The sequence below is a fragment of the Aeoliella sp. genome (assembly GCF_965227375.1).
Classification (GTDB): domain Bacteria; phylum Planctomycetota; class Planctomycetia; order Pirellulales; family Lacipirellulaceae; genus Aeoliella.
In genome coordinates this window covers 2142189-2159579 of the sequence record NZ_CBDDFX010000002.1, presented here as the reverse complement: position 1 = coordinate 2159579, position 17391 = coordinate 2142189, and the positions used below count along the sequence as shown (strand labels likewise).

The window sequence follows — 17391 nt, the reverse complement described above, 5'->3', positions numbered from 1 at the left end:
GGCGGTTACTGCCATTCGCGGTATTATGGTGAGTAGCACTCTCGGCTCTCACTGAGTTAATCCGACACTCTCCCATCTCAACGAACGCCTTTCTTCAAATTCCTACGAATTTGTACCGCAAGCCATGAAAGACCGCATTCCAACCACCGACCTCATCGCCAGTCTGCAGCAGGGGCACGATGCAGCGACGGATCTTTACGACCGTTTTCTTGGCAGGGCACGAGAAATCGCCCAAAACCGTCTCGGGGCACAGCTTAAGGGCCGTCGTACAGCTTCGACGATCGCGCACGAAGCGTTGGCGAGTTGCATGAAGAATACGCAGAAAATGCGTAAATCGCTGGACGGTGACGACTTTCATCGTCTTCTTCGTAAGCACATCAACATGACGTTTGCGGAAGCCGCACGGCACGAATCTCGCTCCAGACGTGATAAAGCTAGCGAGGAAAGTGTGAATGCGCCCACCGCGGAAGGCGCCCGTATCGAGCGTCCGGAAGTTGCGGTGGCTTCGGAGGAGCTCGCCGTTGAGCTGGTGAAGTGCATCAACGAGGAGCCGACCGAGAAGCGTCGAATGATGTGCTTGCTGGGGATATTGAATGGCTATAACGGAAATCAGATCTCCGAAATACTGGCATCGCTTGAGACCGATGATGCGTCTGATGCCTCCGGCGATAGCGAGGAGTCCTACTCCATTCGCACCATCCAGAAAATTGTGCAACGGCGCAAAGCGATAATCTATAACCGCTTTGGCCTTGATGAGACATGATACGCTGGGGAGTTGTATTGCCGTGCAGGAAGAGCCAGACGAAGTTGAATTCCTCATCGCGTTCGAGAAGCAGTTCCTATCCGCTCCAACGACCCATATCGCGGACTGGGTGAGTCGCTGGCCCATTGCAAGTGAGCGGGATGTTATTGCCGTATCTCTCGTAATGGTCGCGTTTGAACATACCTTGTTTGACTTTACCTGGCTACAAGACCTGCACTCCACAGGCCTGCTTCCTGAGTCGGTATGGAGATCCAAAGAACTATTCCAGCATGCCTACCGTGGGCAAGTATCCAAGGGGCAGCAACCATGCTGGAACGACTATGCTCAGTGGGAGTTCACTGCAGTAGAGTTAGAATTGCGGTGCCCTGGTGACCGCTGTTATCTCGGCGAAATCCTGTTCCAGCGGTTCACGCTGCTGCAACGTCTTGGCAGTGGTGGGCTCGGCACCGTGTACGAAGCATGCGACGTCACGTCAGGTGATGTGTTCGCGGTCAAAATTCCACGCCACACCGATGCCCCAGAGCGCGTAAATGAACGGCTGAGTTCGGAAGGACGCGTCCTGGAGTCTCTGAGTGGGGCAGGGATTCCGGGGTTCATCGAAATCCTGGATACGCACGCAGGTCCAGTTCTCGTTATGGATCGCATTCAGGGCGTGGAACTGCAGTCCAAGATTCCACACCACGGGTTGGCTTACCAAGAATCGCTTAAAATAGCAGCCCGCATAGCAAGCGTAATCGACCGGTTACATCAATGTGGTTTCGTCCACGGTGACATCAAAGCCGCTAACATTCTTGTAGGCGAAGCAGGTGATATCAACCTTATTGATTTCAATGTCTCTCGCCAAGATGACCCTTCAACCGCTGCCGAGGGGTTCCCGGGGGGGACTTTGCCCTTCATGTCTCCTGAAGCCATCGTAGGTGTGGCCGCCGACGTCGACTTGAAGCAAGACATCTACGCCCTCGGCACATTATTGTTTCAACTCTGCCAGGGAAGCCTGATGATGACAGCAGAGGAAAGGGAAGACGCGGTCGTGAAGGCCGTACTCCTTGGTGGCAAACATGATCCTCACTTTCACGACGACACCCCCGAACCAATTCGCGATATCTGCCGGAATGCAATTTCGCGCCACGCAGCCGAGCGATTTGAAACTGCCGCCGAGTTCGGTGAAGCCTGCGATCTTGCGCGAAGAGCGATTGCTCGATCCACCGACTTCTCACTTCCGCTGTCGCCTGACATTAAGTGCTGGCGACTGGGTGCAGCCATGGGGACTATTGCGGTCCGACAGAGACGCATCACAACGGAACTAGTAAGCCACGGATGGCCGGGATCAGAAGCAGAAGCGCGTGATGCGCTTCTGGAACTCCTGCCCTATGCCGTAGGGGTCGCAACCGCCAGGGAAGAAGTGGTTTGTCTCTCAAAACTACTGAAGCTCCACATTGACGACTGGACCGGTGATGAAATCTATCTGCGGCTTCTTTATCGCCAGCGGCGACTGAGTTTGGAAGACTATGAACAGTTCGCGGCAGCTGCTCCGATCGCTGAACAGTGGTGCCGGGCTACGCTCGATTCGTTCCGAACCCAACTTATCGAGAGCCACCCGAATTCCGCTGGCCTTTTTCTGGCCGCCACCCAGTCCCGACTGGCAGCCTACTCGCTTAAAGCAGCTCATCAATGGCCTGCCGTCACCGAAGCACTCGCTGTGCCTGAATCAGTTATTGGGCCGTTTTCCTCAGCTTGCCGTTCGTTTGCCACGGTGAATGATTGGGGCCCTGTTTTACAATCGCTCGACTACCGGATGGTTCGCTGGCTTCGCTGGAATCTAGTACCGTAAGCGGTTGGAGAGGAGACCGCTGGCAGCGTTAGCGGCCCCTCCCTTGTTGGGCCAGCCGTGCCAACTACCAATCTCGAGATTCCTGCAGGAATCGTCGACAGAGCCTACGGACCATCATACCCCGAACTTCGTCATTGGGCACACAAGTTGCTTGCCCCTCGTTCAGTGGAAGTAGCGGCGGCTTGCCACCTTCATCTAGCCACTCAGTGAGTGCAGCGACTCCAGAATTGAGGTCTTCTTTACGTCGTCCTTCCACGGCCTCAGTAATCTCTTGCCAGCACTTTTCCGGGTCCATCGCAACAACCTCCTTCGGGTAACCTTCAGCTTAACCCTGGCAACGCACCAGTGGTCTCCAAGTCACCCGACGCAAGGCATCGACTCAATTGGCGAACTGGCGGCGAAGGAGGTGTCGGACCTGCAACGATATCTGAATCTTCACATAGATGCGGCGGGTAAGCAACCAAGGTGTCGAGGCTAGAATTCTCTGCTTTCTTACCTACATCTGGTACCCACGGATCTTCGAACATGGGGGATGGTAAGGTTGGCGGTGAGTACTCTGCATGGTCGAGCCGACCTGTGCCCCTCTAACGCGTCGTGTGCCAAAGACATCCGATCACACACGGCCAACTCCAACTGCCTGTCCTGTGAAGGACATGTAACATTCTGTCACTCTTGAACTTGCAACGCACGAATCGTAGCGGCTGCAAGCGGACTTCTTCAGGTCATAGGCTAACGGATCTCTCCATCCTATCTATATGCACAGCGAGGGGAGTCCAATTGAACTTCCTATGCTGCTGACACCTCTCAATCTTCGGAGCAATTCGCTAGTCGCTAATTACTTCGTTGTTATAATTCGCAGTATAACCCGCTAGCTTTTCTTTCCTCTTTGGAATCCATCACCTTTCGTAACCGGACTCTGGCCTGACGCTTCGCGTCAGGCGAGGGGACTGGTTTTCGTGGTCACCACCTCTCGGTGAACCAGACCACGGCAATGGTGATGAAAATGAAAGAAGTAAAGACGCAGCGTCGATTAAAGATCATCCGCAACACGGAAGATCCTAAATCGCTGTTCAAAACCACTACCTTAACCCCGGAGGAAATACTCTACAGGCTCGGCCGACCGCGTTCGCTGTTGAGTACCAGTAGCAAGGTGGAGAAGGGTCTCAAACAGGGCGTGCTCACACGCATACTCTACTTGACCAGTTCCATCTACTGCCCGGCAAGCACACCTTCCTGCAGAGCAACCTGTCTTGGTTTCACGAGCGGGCGGATGGGCTACGATCGGGCGACGATGGCACGGGATCGGCGGGCGGCACTGTATGCCGCAGACACCGCCGCGTTCCTGCAACTTCTTCGTGAAGATCTGCACCAGCTCTGTTACGACGCTGAAACACTTGGCCTTAAGCCTGCCTGCCGTATCAACGGATCGAGCGATATCCCCATTGAGTTGCTCCATCCGGAGATTCTCAGCGAGTTCGCTGGGCGAGTGCAGTTCTATGACTACACCGTTCTGTACACGCGTATGGAACGACAAGCGATGAGTGCGTGGAAGCGTGACTGTGGGGGAAACTCCTGGCCTACCAACTACCACTTGACGTTTAGCGCCAAAGAGAACAACTACGGCAGGGTTGAGCGAGTGCTCAAGGAACTCAAGTCCAATGTCGCGATGGTTTTCTGGCCCGACCTGCCAGCGGACCGCACGTGGCTCGGCTATCCAGTCATCGACGGAGACACTAACGATCTTCGTTTCCTGGACCCGTCGCCATCGATCGTCGGACTCAGGGCCAAGGGCATTGCCCAACAGGACCTCACGGGGTTTGTGGTGCGTACCGATCGGTCAGCATCCACTGTCCCGGTACTGAACAGATTCAACGTTGCCTAGCAAATCGCAGCGAGGGTGCCATCGGCACCCTCGCTGTTCTTTGTTGATCAGCACCGTTTCGCCTGATGCCATCATTTCTGGTCTTCGAAGCAGGGGAATAGCCCCAAAAAACACTCAACCAGATGGTACGCCACTGCGCCACCAATTGGGAAGCTAAGCCCATTACGCCGAACGCCTCCTTTAGGCAACCTCAGATCCTTGCATACGCGTCGCTGTGCGAACCGAGACCGACACGGTCTTGCCAAGCAAGTGAAGATACTTAGTTAGCCTGTCGACCGACGTGCGGGTGAGATCACCCTTCAGGAGCTTACTCACATGCGGTTGTCGCATACCAAGTAGCTCGCCAACTTCTTTCTGCGTGAGACCCCGTTTACCCACAGTCTTGATCAGTTCAAGGTGGAGCTTAGTTTTTATTCGCTCCACCGCTGCCTCTTCCGGTGAGAAGCCAAGGTCCTCCCAGAGTGTGTCTGGAGTAGAAACGTGGCTCGGTTTATTTGTTTCGTTTTTTAGCATCTTTCTTCTCCTCAAGTAGTCTCGCTTGCACCGCCTGGAGGCGAAATCTGGCGATTGACAGATCCTTGGCACTTGTCTTCGCCGACTTCTTCACGAAGCTATGCAGCACGAATAGCCGGGAGCCGACTTTCCTAAGGTAGATTACCCGGTACCAGCCATCCTTGTCGGCCTGGCGCAGTTCAAATACACCTTGACCGATCGACTGCATCGGACGGCTATCCAGCGGTCGCTCACCTTCTTGCAATCGCTGGATTTCACGTCCGAGACTCCGCGTGATCGACTTGGGGAAGCCGCGTAGCACTTCCAGGCTGTCGCCTTCCCAGAGCACCTCGGCACTTAGTGGTCTATCTGCTTCTTCCATGCCACATCCGACTATACATTATAGGGTATATTGTCAGCGGCGTCTTGTCAAGTAGCTTTGCCTTGCCCGGTGGGTTGACACAATGTCAAATCGATCCAGGGCCATATACAATCGTTGAAATCGACTCTGCGTCCAACGAGCAAGAAAGAGACAGATAGCGTGGACGAGCACTCCAGTGCAGATTCCACCCTTGCGGTTTGGCTAGAAGTTCCTGTTATCAAGGCCTACATCGGGACTTGCACCCGACAAGTCACTTCCCGGTCCGCTTTCGCTCGCCGGTTCCAGCGCCAGGTCATGACGCTGCGCGTCATGACTGACGCAACAAACAAGAAAGGCCAGCCTGGATCCAACCAGACTGGCCATGGGTGTTGACGATTCACTAGGCGTCCCCGGTGAATCAGGTGCCTTGCACTATCGGTTAGGTACCGTTTGTGCGTACAGGCTTTACGATGCAACCCTTGTTGGGGCCGCTCGTAGCAACCGTACCCAGTGTCGTCTTGGTGACGTGGCTGGTTGCTGCAGTTCCCGCCTTGAAGGGCTGGGCATAGGTTCCACGCTTCTGCATGGCAAACTCCTCTGCTGATGGGGTGAAGCTGAACGGGCCAGGTCCAACTGGGACGAAATAGTGGTGCACCCACTTCCTGACAGCTATATTAGCGAAGAACTGCTCCGTCCAAAGCCGAAAATGTCTCGGTATTATCGATGCAGTCCCGCTAGAATACGAATCTTCTGAACACGATCCGAACTTGAACCCAACGGTGTCCGACATGCCGCGCGTCGAGCGGATTCCCGAGCTAGATGTCATCTTCGAACGGATGAAACAGGAAGGTTATGATACACAGAAACAATTGGCAGCAGCCGCGGGCTTAAATAAGGATACGCTTACTTCTCTGCTCAATGAGACGCGTAGCGGAAGTGTTCCAACGTACAAGAAGCTGGGCACCGCTCTAAAGGTCAACAACTACAAGGAGCTTTACAAGGAGGTTCGCCGCATTGATCCACCTCACACCGAGCAGGCACAGAGGCAGGATGAGGCAGCCCAAGAGTACGTACCAGCCTCCATGGTGAGAGATATTGTGGAACTGGCTCACCAGATGCTGACCGCAGGAGAGTTGAGTCGCCAAATGGTTGACAGGTACCTCTTGCACGTGGGCGAGCTTTGCAGGCTTCTTATCCATCCCGATATCGCATGGGTTGACGTGATGGAACGCATTGAGCAGCCTGACGCATGCAACAGTGCCAAACTCGTAACATCTGCGAGTGCCGGAACGCTGGGGTGGCTGCAAGTTGTGTTCAGTGAAGTGCCGAGAACAGCGACGCCACGCGTCATTCCCATCGACATTGAAGGCAAGCCTTGGAGAGGAAGTGGTGCTGCGTTCGCATCACAAGGGATTGACTATGTAGATAGAATGGTCACCAGGCTTCTGCCCAGCGAGTACAATCTCGACCAGAACGAGGGAAAGAGGATTACAGAACAGTACCGTGCATGGGAGTGTCAAGATCACTTTGCGTCCCTCATCGCTTTGTCAATCCCAAGTCCGGGCAATTCATCCATAACTAGCGGGGCGGGAGTGCTCAATCTGAATTTGTCAACACCTCATCCATTCGGTGAGGTAAGCGTGTTGCCACCAGAAGATACACGTGAGATAGTTGCTACTCTCAAACCACACCTTGATATCCTGGCCAAGGTTATGCAGCCGTCGAGTAGGTGCTAAGCAAGATTGCGACTTCAGGAAGACAAACGCGATGAAATGTGCTCTTCTTATTATTGATATGCAGAGATTCTTCTTCAGAGAGAATCCCGCTGCGCTGAGATGTGGGTTTGTGGACAACTGCAGGAAGCTGTTGAAGTGGGGGCGGGATACCTGTGTGCCAATAGTTCATGTGCATACCGTTTACGAATCGGATAAATCCGATTGGCCAGAAGCATGGAAAAGCGAAGGCCCAGATGTTTGGTGTAATCACCTCGTCAAAGGGGTAGAGTCGTCGCAGTTTGTCGATGGCTTGGAGCCACTACCTCATGAAGCGGTTGTGAGAAAAACGAGATTCAGTGCGTTCTTCAATACCACGCTGCAAAGCGTGTTAATTAAGCACGGTGTTGATACCCTAGTAGTGTCTGGCTATTCGTGTGATGTATGTATCCGATTTACCTGTGTGGATGCTTACAACTTCGGCTACCACATCTATCTTGCCAGCGATTGTGTTGAGTCATTCAAGGTTCCCAGGAAAGAGGCGTGCGTCTACCTGCAGTGGCTAACAAATCTCAGGTTAGTTACTTCAGACGAGCTTCAGGGAATGTTGCCCCCTCCCGGGTAGCCAATCGAGCTTCATCGCAATTAGCGAATCTGAATTCGCTTGGCCGCTTCTTCGGCATCGTGATCGTTCTCCTCGTAGTAGCGTTCCGTCGTGCAGATACTGGCGTGGCCGGCAAGGGCCTTGGCCTGTTGCATAGTGGCACCGTTGTTGAGGTCACTGGTAATCGATGTCTTCCGTAGAGAGTGGGAACAAATCGCCCGGCGGCCTGGACGCTCGACCTGAATTCCTGCTTGCCTGGCTTACTTCTTGATGATGTTGCGGATACGGTGTGTGGTGAGGTGGCGAGCTTCGATACTTTTTCTGTCTCGGCCGATGGCAGGGAAGCGGGGATACTCGTGTGGGTCGCCAATTCCGGCACGATCAACCCAAGCCAGGACGGACGATGAGGCATCGATCAAGGACTTGCTTCTTCGTCGCAGCCTTTTTTAATCAACGGTAAGGAATTAGTCCGCGCCGTTCCGGTCGACATCGCCAACTGGGGAACGTGCCACGACACTTCCCCAGCTCGCCGTCATGAAATGCGGGAGGATGAGTGCATGGTAGCGACAGCCGATGAGTGTAGTGATGTCCGGCGCATACGGTATGTGGAGAGGTCGTATTCGACACTCCTTAGGTCACAGCCGGGGCGGGGAACAGGGGATACTCCGGTTGGTCACCGATGCAGGCACGTTCCTTTCACGGGAGCACCGTGGAAAAGCCGGTCGGGAGCATCGCGGTCAAAATAGGCGAAGATCTGCCGGGAACGTAAGCAAGAGTTGGCCTAAATGGGCGAAATTAGTGGGTTTCAACTACTTGTTGATATTGCATTTTTCAGGTCACCGGATACAAACGGACTCATAGGTCCGCTCTAGGGCCCTGCACAGCGATTTTTTCCTTGGTTTTTTGCTGCCTTTATGGCAGAACTGATGAACTGAATGGAATCGGTGACTACCTTGGAGTAGTAGCGGTGAGTTGGTATCATACGGAGATTACGCGTCCCCGTATCCGTACCAACTCGTCGGAGCATGCATCCATGAGTAGCCTCCACAGAATAGGAAGGACCAGTCGTATGGGAAAGCAATCACATGCCGGAGGACGTAAGAATAGCAACTCTGATAATTCCATTGATCTCGAGGCAGAAGCGCTGGCGATGAGTGACCAAAGTGGCTCACCTGAAGTGAAAGTCCGGCTGACAGAGGAGGAAGCCACCTCCTATTTCCAGAACGAGCAAAACCAAGCCCTTGGTTCTGAGGAATTCGACATTGAAGCGGCGCAGCTTGAGAGTGAGGACGCTGTAATCGCTTGGCAGGAGATTATAGCTCCATATCGGGGCAAGCATATCGCAAGAGAGATTATAGACGGTGTTGCGTTAGAACATGTTGCATTTGCAGATAAAGAAGAGACCGTGGTAAGAAAGTGGGCGGAGAAGAAGGTAGAGCCCGGCGAAACGATAGACTCAAAATACGAAATCGACTACGTCTTTGATCCTTCAGAGACTCGCCGCGGCGCCTAATCTATCAACTCTTGATGGGTTTGATCTTGTAGTCAAGATAAACCATGGGATGTGATCCAAGGGATGGTAGGAGCATAAATCTGCTTCTCTCTATCTCTGCGGATACCGTCGTACCCTAGACGATAGGTGCATTGAAATGCCGGTGCTCGTTGGACGTGAAAAAACGCTTGACACCGTTACATTCGGAATCCCCTCGCGCCGTCAGATGGCCGAACTGCGAATCGGTTTATCCGACTACGTGCTGCCGGCCTCTGCAACCGCACACCCCCACATTACGGACCTCCCGCTCTTCTTCGTTCCGTATCAGCTAGAGAGTCTCATGGGTCTCGGCATCGCCCGTAAGTTGGGATTGCTTGAGCAGCATGGCCTGGCGCCTGACATATTGCGGACGGACTTCGACAACGTCTGCACCGAGTGGATTGAATACTATTATGGTTCTGCGGGCCGACCACCCAGGAAAGGTCACGAAACAGCCGATTGCACTAAAGGCTTGGCAAAATCACTCGTGGTTAGATTGGACAACATCAGGCTACAGGAGCATCGCGAGATTGGCCGATTGCGGCCAACGGGCCTCATTGGGAGAACGCGAGTTATTTTCAATGCTCTCTTCCATGTAACGACTAGCATTCCAGACAACTATATCTGTTTTGGAGAGCGCCATTGTCGAACGTTATCCAGTAAAGTTGAGTTCTATGTCCCTAACTTTTCGACCCCCAGTAATCCGTATAAAACACCTCACTCTGCAGTGCACCTGGCGAAACTCGACTATTGTGACGGTGAAGTGGACCCTGGGACTCTGGGACCGGCAATGCCCGCTCCGCCTCTGGCAGCTCCACTGCCCGTAGGGGCGTAGCAATTCTACACGTCGAAAGTCTTCGCTTACCGCATCTGATCTAGCGGATTGATGAGCAGAGTCTTCTGGTCTGTAGTCGGATCCATTAGCGAATCTGAATTCGCTTTGCCGCCTCTTCCGCGTCGCGTTCATTCTCTTCATAGTAAAGTTCGGTCGTGCGGATACTGGCGTGGCCGGCCAGGGCCTTGGCCTGTTGCATGGTGGCGCCGTTGTTGAGCGCGCTAGTAATGGAAGTCTTGCGAAGTGAGTGGGTGCAGATCGACCGTCGCCCGGGGCGTTCGACTTGAATGCCGGCCTTCCGGGCGTATTTTCTGACGATGTTGCGTATCCGGTGCGTAGTCAGATGGCGATCCTCAATGCTTTTTCTGTCTCTACCGATAGCGGGGAACAGGGGATACTCGGGTCGGTCACCGATGCCGGCACGATTAATCCATGCGAGTACAGCTGATGAGGCATCGATTAGGGCTTTACGTTCTTCCTTGCCACCTTTTTCAACGACGGTCAGAAACCAGTCGGCACCACTCCGGTCAAGATCCCCCACAGTGGCATGTGCCACAGCACTGGCACGACAAGTAGTCATGAAATAGGTGAACAGCAATGCATGATCACGGCAACCAATGAGTGTCGATGTATGCGGCGCGTGCAATAGCGATCGGGCTTCTACGTCCGTGAGGGCAGGCGTGGTGTTTTTCTTGACTCGTGGGCTCTCAACAGCCTGGATGTCCCCGACAGTCTTCCAGCCAACAAGCCCTTTGCGGCCGAACTGCTGATACGCCCCGCGAATGACCGATAAAATGCGGCAGATAGTCGTTGGTTTCTTGCCGGCCCGGGTGAGTGACTCCTTGTAGAGTGCGACATGGTCGGCTGTGATGCCGAGCGGCTCGATGCCAACAGCATCGAAATGGCGGAAGAACTCGGCCAGATCACCAAGATACGCCCGACGACTGTTTTCACGTGGGCACTTATCGCAGAGCCACGGCACGATCGCCGCAATCGGACCGGCTAAGTCGAGCGTCGGTAAGAGTCGTCGAAGGCACTTTGCAACCTGACCGCTGGTCGAGAGATCATCGGGGATGGCGAGCGTAGATAGGTCGGCAGCGTTCAATGGCTCGGCGATGCTCGCCGGAATAATGGTCGGATGTGATGCTTGGTTGCTTGTTGGTCGCTGCTTCAACAGTCTTCTACCTGACCCATCATGACCTCAAAATGAGGACCTATAAAGCACATTATCGGAACTGCAACCACAGCGCAAGACATGACTGTAGAAAAGTTATGCTTGTTAGTGAATGCCTCTGCGGCAAGCAAACGATCCGCAAATGGTGAGTGCTAGTCCGCACTGAATCCAGGTCTCCGGTTCGGGCACGGTCCAGGTCCTCAGGGACGGCAATGGGCTCCGCCGGTGACCGAATGCAAGTTTCCATACTTGGTAATCCCCCGCGTCGACATCCGAATCGAAGTCACCGTCAGCTTCAAGTCCAACGCCATTTGCCCCAAGCGTATTTCGCCACACGGTATAGTCTGCCAACGACACTTGATTGTCTCTGTTGAAGTCACCTGGCAACGGCAACTGAAACCAATCGCTGAGCACGATCGCATCATGGATGTCAACTTCACCACTACCATTCACGTCACCAACCCGTTCAAGTTCGACACTCGGGTAGGTAGTAGCAAAACCGGTGGCATTGGTGATTCCAAGCCAAAGTGCGCTGTAGTCCATAGTGTCGAGTTGGCCATCGCCGTTCGCGTCGCCCATAGTTGGGGCGGCCGGACTGGGTACCACCTGCGAAAACGACCCTAATACGGCTTCATGTGCTCCACCAGCTTCGTTTGAAAAGGACGACGCTCCCACTTGGTCAAAGTTAAACAGCATCACTGGATTGCTGATCGGCGCGGCCCCTCCGGTCGGCGGAGCGAATGGAACTCCTCCGTATGCAGCCGAATTGCTCAGGCGAAACCAGTCGATGTAACCAAGCATGGCATCCTGGCCGCGATTTGAACCGAATGTGGCAACCCCTTCAGCATGGTCCGTGACTCCTCCCTGCGCGGCTCGCTCTCGAACTACCTGCCCATCAACATATAAACGCTCTACACCACCGGACAATTCCCAGGCAACGTGATGCCATACATTCAACTGAATCTGTCTATTCGCAACAATGCGACTCGGCGGAGAAGCACCCAGGAAGTATCCCTGCAGACTTTCCGGGCCCACGTATAATGCTTTGTCTTCAGTGGCAAAGCGATATTCATTGAAAACTAAGCCGAATCCCGAAAAATCGTCCGTAAATAGTAGACGCGCCTCAACAGTTACGGCCCCCCCTAGACTTGTAGAGCCGGACAGAAACACTTTGCCCCCGGTATCACTTAGGAGCAGCGAGCCTCCCTTACTACGGCAGCAAAAAGTTACCAGTACCAGAGCCGCTATGAATCCAAGTGACCATCGCGAAGGTGGAAAGGACATCACTTCTCTCCAAGAGTTGTGAGGATCTGTAATTTGTGTCAGTGGCGCAATCTATAGTTAACTCGACTACGCAACCGACGCATGGGTTCACAGGAAACGGCATAGTCGGCGATGCCGTGATCCCCAGAGTAGCCTTCGACTCGTGGGAATATCTCCTTCGAGAAGTACGCTCTGGCATACGACACCGTGGAGCCGTTATTTGTGTGACTAATACTCATTACATAATGGCTCCGATTTAACGGGCCCGTTTCATGGGGGCCTCCCACGTTCCCGACCGGCCATCCTACGTTACTGACGATAGCTCTCAGCTTTCCTGCGAATGCCACATTGCCCACTTTGTCAGCGTTCACCTCCAGAACTTTGATGTAAGATGTACGACCCCGTGCTCTCGCAAGGTCGATCGCAAACCTGAGTGAACCATCGAGTCCATGGGGCGTAGTGGTATGCCCCTCCCGTAGCTCGGCAAATTCAATCCTGCATTGCAATAAAAGACTGTGGTGCCTTGCCTCAGCGACATCGACCCAACTTAGCGCGGATAGCCAAGCCATGGCAGATACAATGGTATACTTCATGATTGCAACATCCCCCGAGTTAGCACAGCACGTTCTTCACCTCTACCATAATAGGGGTAGCCTATGCAACAAAAGTCTAACGCCCTGCAATTGCTTGGTTCACAACTAATCCAGATCATAGGTAGCCGCCCAACTTTCCTTCGCCCTTGAGGATACTGTACCTTAATGGCATGCAGTTCTCTGATGTGTTGGCTGACATTGAGTTGCCTATGCAGCATTACTAACGCAGTGCATCTTTGACACAGCTAGCTTTCATGAATCTTGGCACCTCGACCCCGATTCTACCAGGATCGCCGACAATGTAAGACGAAGAACACACCACCGACACAACGAGATGTTCGTCGTCGGAATCGCATCAGCTTAGCGAGCAGGAAGAGCCTCAGGAAGCACTCCACGTCCGCTACGTCGACCAACAGCGACGCATAAAATGCTTCCGATGCGGCCGATAGCCCCGCGTCTTCTATGCGCCACAGAGGTGCTCTACGGAACCGCCAGGCCCGACAACACAGTCCCCAATCTCCCGGTGCTATTTTCGGCGTCATGTGCCATAATGGGATCCTGCCCTTCTATGAGTTGGATTTACCTCCTCTCCAGGGTGCAAAATGGTGGCACCCGAGTGGTAGCTGCAACGAGGGCCAGCGGTTGTTTCGCCTCATGTTAGGGAGATTGACGGTAAGAGTTGGAAGAAGAACTCGTAATAGCGGAGAAACGCAAGAATTAGCACGGAGATACCGCGACCTTAATCTGCCGCGAGTCCTTCTGCGATTGTCGAGTTAAAGAAGCTGTTCCGGCCGATCCCAATTTGCTGGAAGACTTCCAGACTCGTAGCGAACCTCTATTCGCTCCAATTGATCTATTTCCTCATACCACTAGCGAGACTGCAACCACTCGTAACACTCTCAGTATCACTTAATCTCTGGGGATATTTTAAATACCACCATTACACTGGAGGGAATCATGAGTCGACACCTGCGTAGTCTCGGTAGCAACTTTTCAGTGTCTATTCCCACCGATGAGGAGGGCTATCTTGGGCGCGAATGCCCAGAGTGCGAGTCGTATTTCAAGATCACGCCCGGTACTGGACTAGAGAACGTGACGGCCTGTGTCTGCCCCTACTGCGGCCATAAGGCTGAGCAGTCCGACTTCGCCACGGCCCAGCAACTGGAATACGCGAAGTCCGTCGTCTTGCAACAAGTCATGGGAGCGGTGACCAAGGACCTGAAGGGTATAGCCAGATCTTTCAATCGCAAGTCTTCCGGTGGGCTGCTATCGCTCAAGATGGATGTTCGATCAAAACCGTCCACAATCCAGTACTATGTAGAGAAAGAGCTTGAAACTAAGGTCCAATGTGCAGCATGTTCTCTGCAATACACGATCTATGGAGTCTTCGGATTTTGTCCCGACTGCGGCGTTCACAATTCGCTCCAAATCCTGGAGAAGAACCTGGAGCTAGCTCGGAAGGAACTGGAGTTGGCCACTACCGCCGAAGACACCGAACTGCAGCAACACCTGGTTGGCGACGCATTGGAGAATGCCGTGTCATCGTTCGATGGCTTCGGTCGTGCGGAGGTCGGCACCTATGCTGACCGATCATCAAATTCAAAGAAAGCAACTGCAATCTCATTTCAGAATCTCACAACTGCGGAGGAGGCACTGCAGGCGCTTTTCGGATTCTCGCTGCACAGCACGGTTTCCGCGGATGAGTGGAAGCTACTCGTGCGATGCTTCCAGAAACGACACCTACTCGCCCATAAAATGGGAGTTGTCGACGAAAAGTACATGAAAGTTACGGGAGACACAAACGCCGTCGTTGGCCGAAAGGTCGTGATGGGTAGTCAAGAAGTCAGTAAACTTCTCGAAGCAGTTGCGAAGCTGGGGATTGGGCTCTCAGCGAGCCTGGACCAGATATCCCCGAACGTACAGTAAAAACCTCAAGCAAATCTAAGGAAATGGCAATTGGAGATCATGCGATCGAGACAAGGGAAGCTCTCACTTTCGTCCGCAAGATCACACTGCATCGAAGCATTCCTCACTGGCTGCAGAAGCCTGCTCCAGCACATCCCCCACTACATTCCAGCGCGTCATTCGTGTGCTGGAACTCCATCAATACAGCGGTGAACAACCTTCGGTCGGAGTCCATTGACTGAAGACGCAAGTGGCTGGTTCGTAGCGTGGCGGAGAATTTTCCATGAAACCACTTGTAGATTTAGCAACTTGGCTTCTCGAAAAGAATATCCGCGCTAAAAATGCGGTGAGCTTGCTGTGCGCGCTACTGGTCGTCGCAATCGTCTATTTTACCTCCGCTGACGCTGCCTGGATCGCTGAACTCGACAAACGAGGTCCGCTGGGCTTGCCAGTAGCTCTCTCTGTCATCTTTTTAACGGCATTTCTCTCGTGCTGGCTAATCGCATCAGCCGTGCAGCAAGTCGCTACAAAACGCAACGCACGTCGCAAACAATTGGACACCGCACAACAACGTGAACTCCGACTACTTGACACCTTGCTCAGCCTGACCAACTGGCAGCGTAGTTTTGTTCTTCGCTATATCGAGGAAGGTACAACACAAATTCACGAGTACGAGATTGGTGGCCACAAAGTTGTGTGGGGCCCTGAGGTAGAAATGCTGGTTCGGAAGGGAATCATCCGCCAGCATCGACGCGCGGGTGTCTATGAGATTGTTCCCGCGTACCTCAACTACCTGCGTACGCATTGGGATCCTCAAACGGGAAAGCTAAGCTAAACACGCCATGATTAAGAGACCAATTGATATCATCGACAGGCAGGATGTTGACGCTCTTATCGCAGATCGAGTGAGTGAATCGAAAACACTGGAATATAAACAACAGCTGCCCGGCAATACCGATTCGGCCAAGAAGGAGTTTCTGGCAGATGTGTCATCGTTTGCCAATGCATCCGGCGGTGATATCCTGTTCGGCATCCAACCCGAAGTGGACTCCTCAGGTACGAAGACCGGCGCTGCGGGGGGAGTGCAACCAATTTCGACAGCAGTGACAGACGAGGCAAAGCTCCGTCTCGAAGAAATAATCCGCAACGGTATCAGCCCCCGCCTCCCCGTCGCCATCCGCGTTATCAGCGGTTGGGGTGCAGATAACGTTGGTTGTGTCATTATGCTACGCATCCCAAAGAGCTTCGCCGCACCACACGCAGTCGTTTACAAAGGCAGCTCTCGTTTCTACTCACGGCATTCTGCCGGAAAATACCAGCTTGATGTCGACGAACTCCGCACGGCATTCCTGGCTACAGACTCGCAAGCACAGCGGATTCGTCAGTTTCGGATCGACCGCATTGCCAAGGTGGTGGCCGATGAAACACCCGTTCTGTTGAAGACGCCACATCGGCTTGTGCTTCACCTAATCCCTCTCTCCAGCTTAGCAGCCGCAGGGCGCATTGACCTTACGAACAGTCATCCATTGCGTACGCTCTTTCCCCCAATCGCTACGGGTGGATGGAATTACAGGTACAACCTGGATGGGTTCGTACTGCACTCTACCAGCAAAGAAGACGGGGAGCTAAACAAGAGCTATTGTCAGCTATTCTTCAACGGCATCGTCGAGGCAGTATATGCCGATATACTTCGGGCCGCACAGGGCAGTCCCGTACAAGATGGAGTCGGTGGCATCGCCAGTGTTGCCTACGAACAGTCTGTGATTTCGGCAGTTGAGAGCTACATCCAGGGATACCAAAAGCTTGCCATTGCTCCACCGGTTTACGTATCAATGGCATTGCTCAACTGCAAAGGCTCTTTCCTCTACGTCCATCCATCACGGCTCTTGTCAGGAGAGCTACAAGTGATTGACCGGGAGGTTGCTCTGATGCCGGATGTTGTGTTGGAGAGCTTTGACGAAGATGTTGCAAAATCCCTTCGTCCCATGTTTGATGCTGTCTGGAATGCATGCGGCTTCGCACGCAGCTTCAACTACGATGAAAATGGCGATTGGAAACCAAAATAACCAGTCACTCATTAGATTCATCGCTTCCAACATGGCGACCATGGTGCAGCAAAGGCCAGTCTTTCAAGCTCTCTACGTCCGGAGTAGCTCGGGTTTGAGAAGCGACTTGTCAATCGTTGGATTGCTGGGCGACGGTGTTGGCTTGGCCTCGTAATGCAGACCGCTTGAGGAAATCCATACGCAGGACGTAGCGATCTCGGCCTGCGCAATTGGAGCGAAGCATCACCGTCCACCTGACGGACAGCTATTCGCTCTCTGTCGGTATTGGTTGGATTGAAGAACCCAGGCACACCCTTGTCCCGGCCGTGTGCGTTAACTTGGATCAAATCCCGCGGTGGTGATTGTCACCCCCAGCTTGCAGTGAGGGGCAACAATCACC

14 protein-coding genes are annotated in these 17391 nt (G+C 53.4%); 9 read left to right on the top strand and 5 right to left on the bottom strand.

Features of this window, described 5'->3' with window-relative positions:
* The first annotated feature begins 124 nt into the window (after positions 1 to 124).
* The 3 genes from ACQK2L_RS21445 to ACQK2L_RS21435 all read left to right on the top strand — a co-directional run bounded on the left by ACQK2L_RS21445 (position 125) and on the right by ACQK2L_RS21435 (position 4476).
* Positions 125 to 763, top strand: a complete 639-nt coding sequence (locus ACQK2L_RS21445; RefSeq protein ID WP_425399092.1) for an ECF-type sigma factor — start codon at positions 125 to 127, stop codon at positions 761 to 763.
* A gap of 22 nt (positions 764 to 785) precedes the next feature.
* Positions 786 to 2594: a serine/threonine-protein kinase gene (locus tag ACQK2L_RS21440; protein ID WP_425399091.1), complete on the top strand. Its 1809-nt coding sequence runs from the start codon at positions 786 to 788 to the stop codon at positions 2592 to 2594.
* 1003 nt (positions 2595 to 3597) lie between these two features.
* Entirely contained in the window at positions 3598 to 4476 is an 879-nt protein-coding gene (locus ACQK2L_RS21435) for a GP88 family protein (RefSeq protein WP_425399090.1), read from the top strand.
* A 180-nt stretch (positions 4477 to 4656) separates the two neighbouring features.
* Here ACQK2L_RS21435 and ACQK2L_RS21430 read toward each other — a convergent pair whose 3' ends face one another.
* Both ACQK2L_RS21430 and ACQK2L_RS21425 read right to left on the bottom strand, forming a co-directional pair.
* Positions 4657 to 4989: a helix-turn-helix domain-containing protein gene (locus ACQK2L_RS21430; protein WP_425399089.1), complete on the bottom strand. Its 333-nt coding sequence runs from the start codon at positions 4987 to 4989 to the stop codon at positions 4657 to 4659.
* Positions 4967 to 5350, bottom strand: coding sequence for a type II toxin-antitoxin system RelE/ParE family toxin (locus ACQK2L_RS21425; protein ID WP_425399088.1), 384 nt, complete (start codon positions 5348 to 5350; stop codon positions 4967 to 4969). Before ACQK2L_RS21425 ends, ACQK2L_RS21430 begins: the two co-directional genes overlap by 23 nt.
* Positions 5351 to 6108: 758 nt before the next feature.
* On the opposite strand from ACQK2L_RS21425, the gene ACQK2L_RS21420 reads away from it, so the two are divergent.
* Together ACQK2L_RS21420 and ACQK2L_RS21415 are read left to right on the top strand one after the other, a co-directional pair.
* Positions 6109 to 7065, top strand: a complete 957-nt coding sequence (locus ACQK2L_RS21420) for a helix-turn-helix domain-containing protein (protein ID WP_425399087.1) — start codon at positions 6109 to 6111, stop codon at positions 7063 to 7065.
* 31 nt (positions 7066 to 7096) lie between these two features.
* Entirely contained in the window at positions 7097 to 7666 is a 570-nt protein-coding gene (locus ACQK2L_RS21415; protein ID WP_425399086.1) for a cysteine hydrolase family protein, read from the top strand.
* 20 nt (positions 7667 to 7686) lie between these two features.
* Here ACQK2L_RS21415 and ACQK2L_RS21410 read toward each other — a convergent pair whose 3' ends face one another.
* Entirely contained in the window at positions 7687 to 7890 is a 204-nt protein-coding gene (locus ACQK2L_RS21410) for a hypothetical protein (RefSeq protein ID WP_425401114.1), read from the bottom strand.
* Positions 7891 to 8714: 824 nt separating this feature from the next.
* Between ACQK2L_RS21410 and ACQK2L_RS21405 the strand changes: the two genes are divergently transcribed.
* On the top strand, positions 8715 to 9158 hold the full coding sequence (locus tag ACQK2L_RS21405) for a hypothetical protein (protein WP_425399085.1): 444 nt from the start codon (positions 8715 to 8717) through the stop codon (positions 9156 to 9158).
* A gap of 938 nt (positions 9159 to 10096) precedes the next feature.
* Here ACQK2L_RS21405 and ACQK2L_RS21400 read toward each other — a convergent pair.
* Positions 10097 to 11185: a tyrosine-type recombinase/integrase gene (locus ACQK2L_RS21400; RefSeq protein ID WP_425399084.1), complete on the bottom strand. Its 1089-nt coding sequence runs from the start codon at positions 11183 to 11185 to the stop codon at positions 10097 to 10099.
* A gap of 105 nt (positions 11186 to 11290) precedes the next feature.
* Entirely contained in the window at positions 11291 to 12469 is a 1179-nt protein-coding gene (locus tag ACQK2L_RS21395; RefSeq protein WP_425399083.1) for a LamG-like jellyroll fold domain-containing protein, read from the bottom strand.
* A gap of 1529 nt (positions 12470 to 13998) precedes the next feature.
* Here ACQK2L_RS21395 and ACQK2L_RS21390 point away from each other — a divergent pair.
* The 3 genes from ACQK2L_RS21390 to ACQK2L_RS21380 all read left to right on the top strand — a co-directional run bounded on the left by ACQK2L_RS21390 (position 13999) and on the right by ACQK2L_RS21380 (position 17012).
* Positions 13999 to 14967 carry a hypothetical protein gene (locus tag ACQK2L_RS21390; RefSeq protein WP_425399082.1) on the top strand — a complete coding sequence of 323 codons (969 nt, stop codon included), beginning with the start codon at positions 13999 to 14001 and terminating at the stop codon, positions 14965 to 14967.
* 262 nt (positions 14968 to 15229) lie between these two features.
* On the top strand, positions 15230 to 15781 hold the full coding sequence (locus ACQK2L_RS21385; protein WP_425399081.1) for a hypothetical protein: 552 nt from the start codon (positions 15230 to 15232) through the stop codon (positions 15779 to 15781).
* A gap of 7 nt (positions 15782 to 15788) precedes the next feature.
* Positions 15789 to 17012 (top strand): AlbA family DNA-binding domain-containing protein, encoded by a 1224-nt coding sequence (locus tag ACQK2L_RS21380; protein WP_425399080.1) that lies wholly within the window; start codon positions 15789 to 15791, stop codon positions 17010 to 17012.
* Positions 17013 to 17391 lie beyond the last annotated feature (379 nt).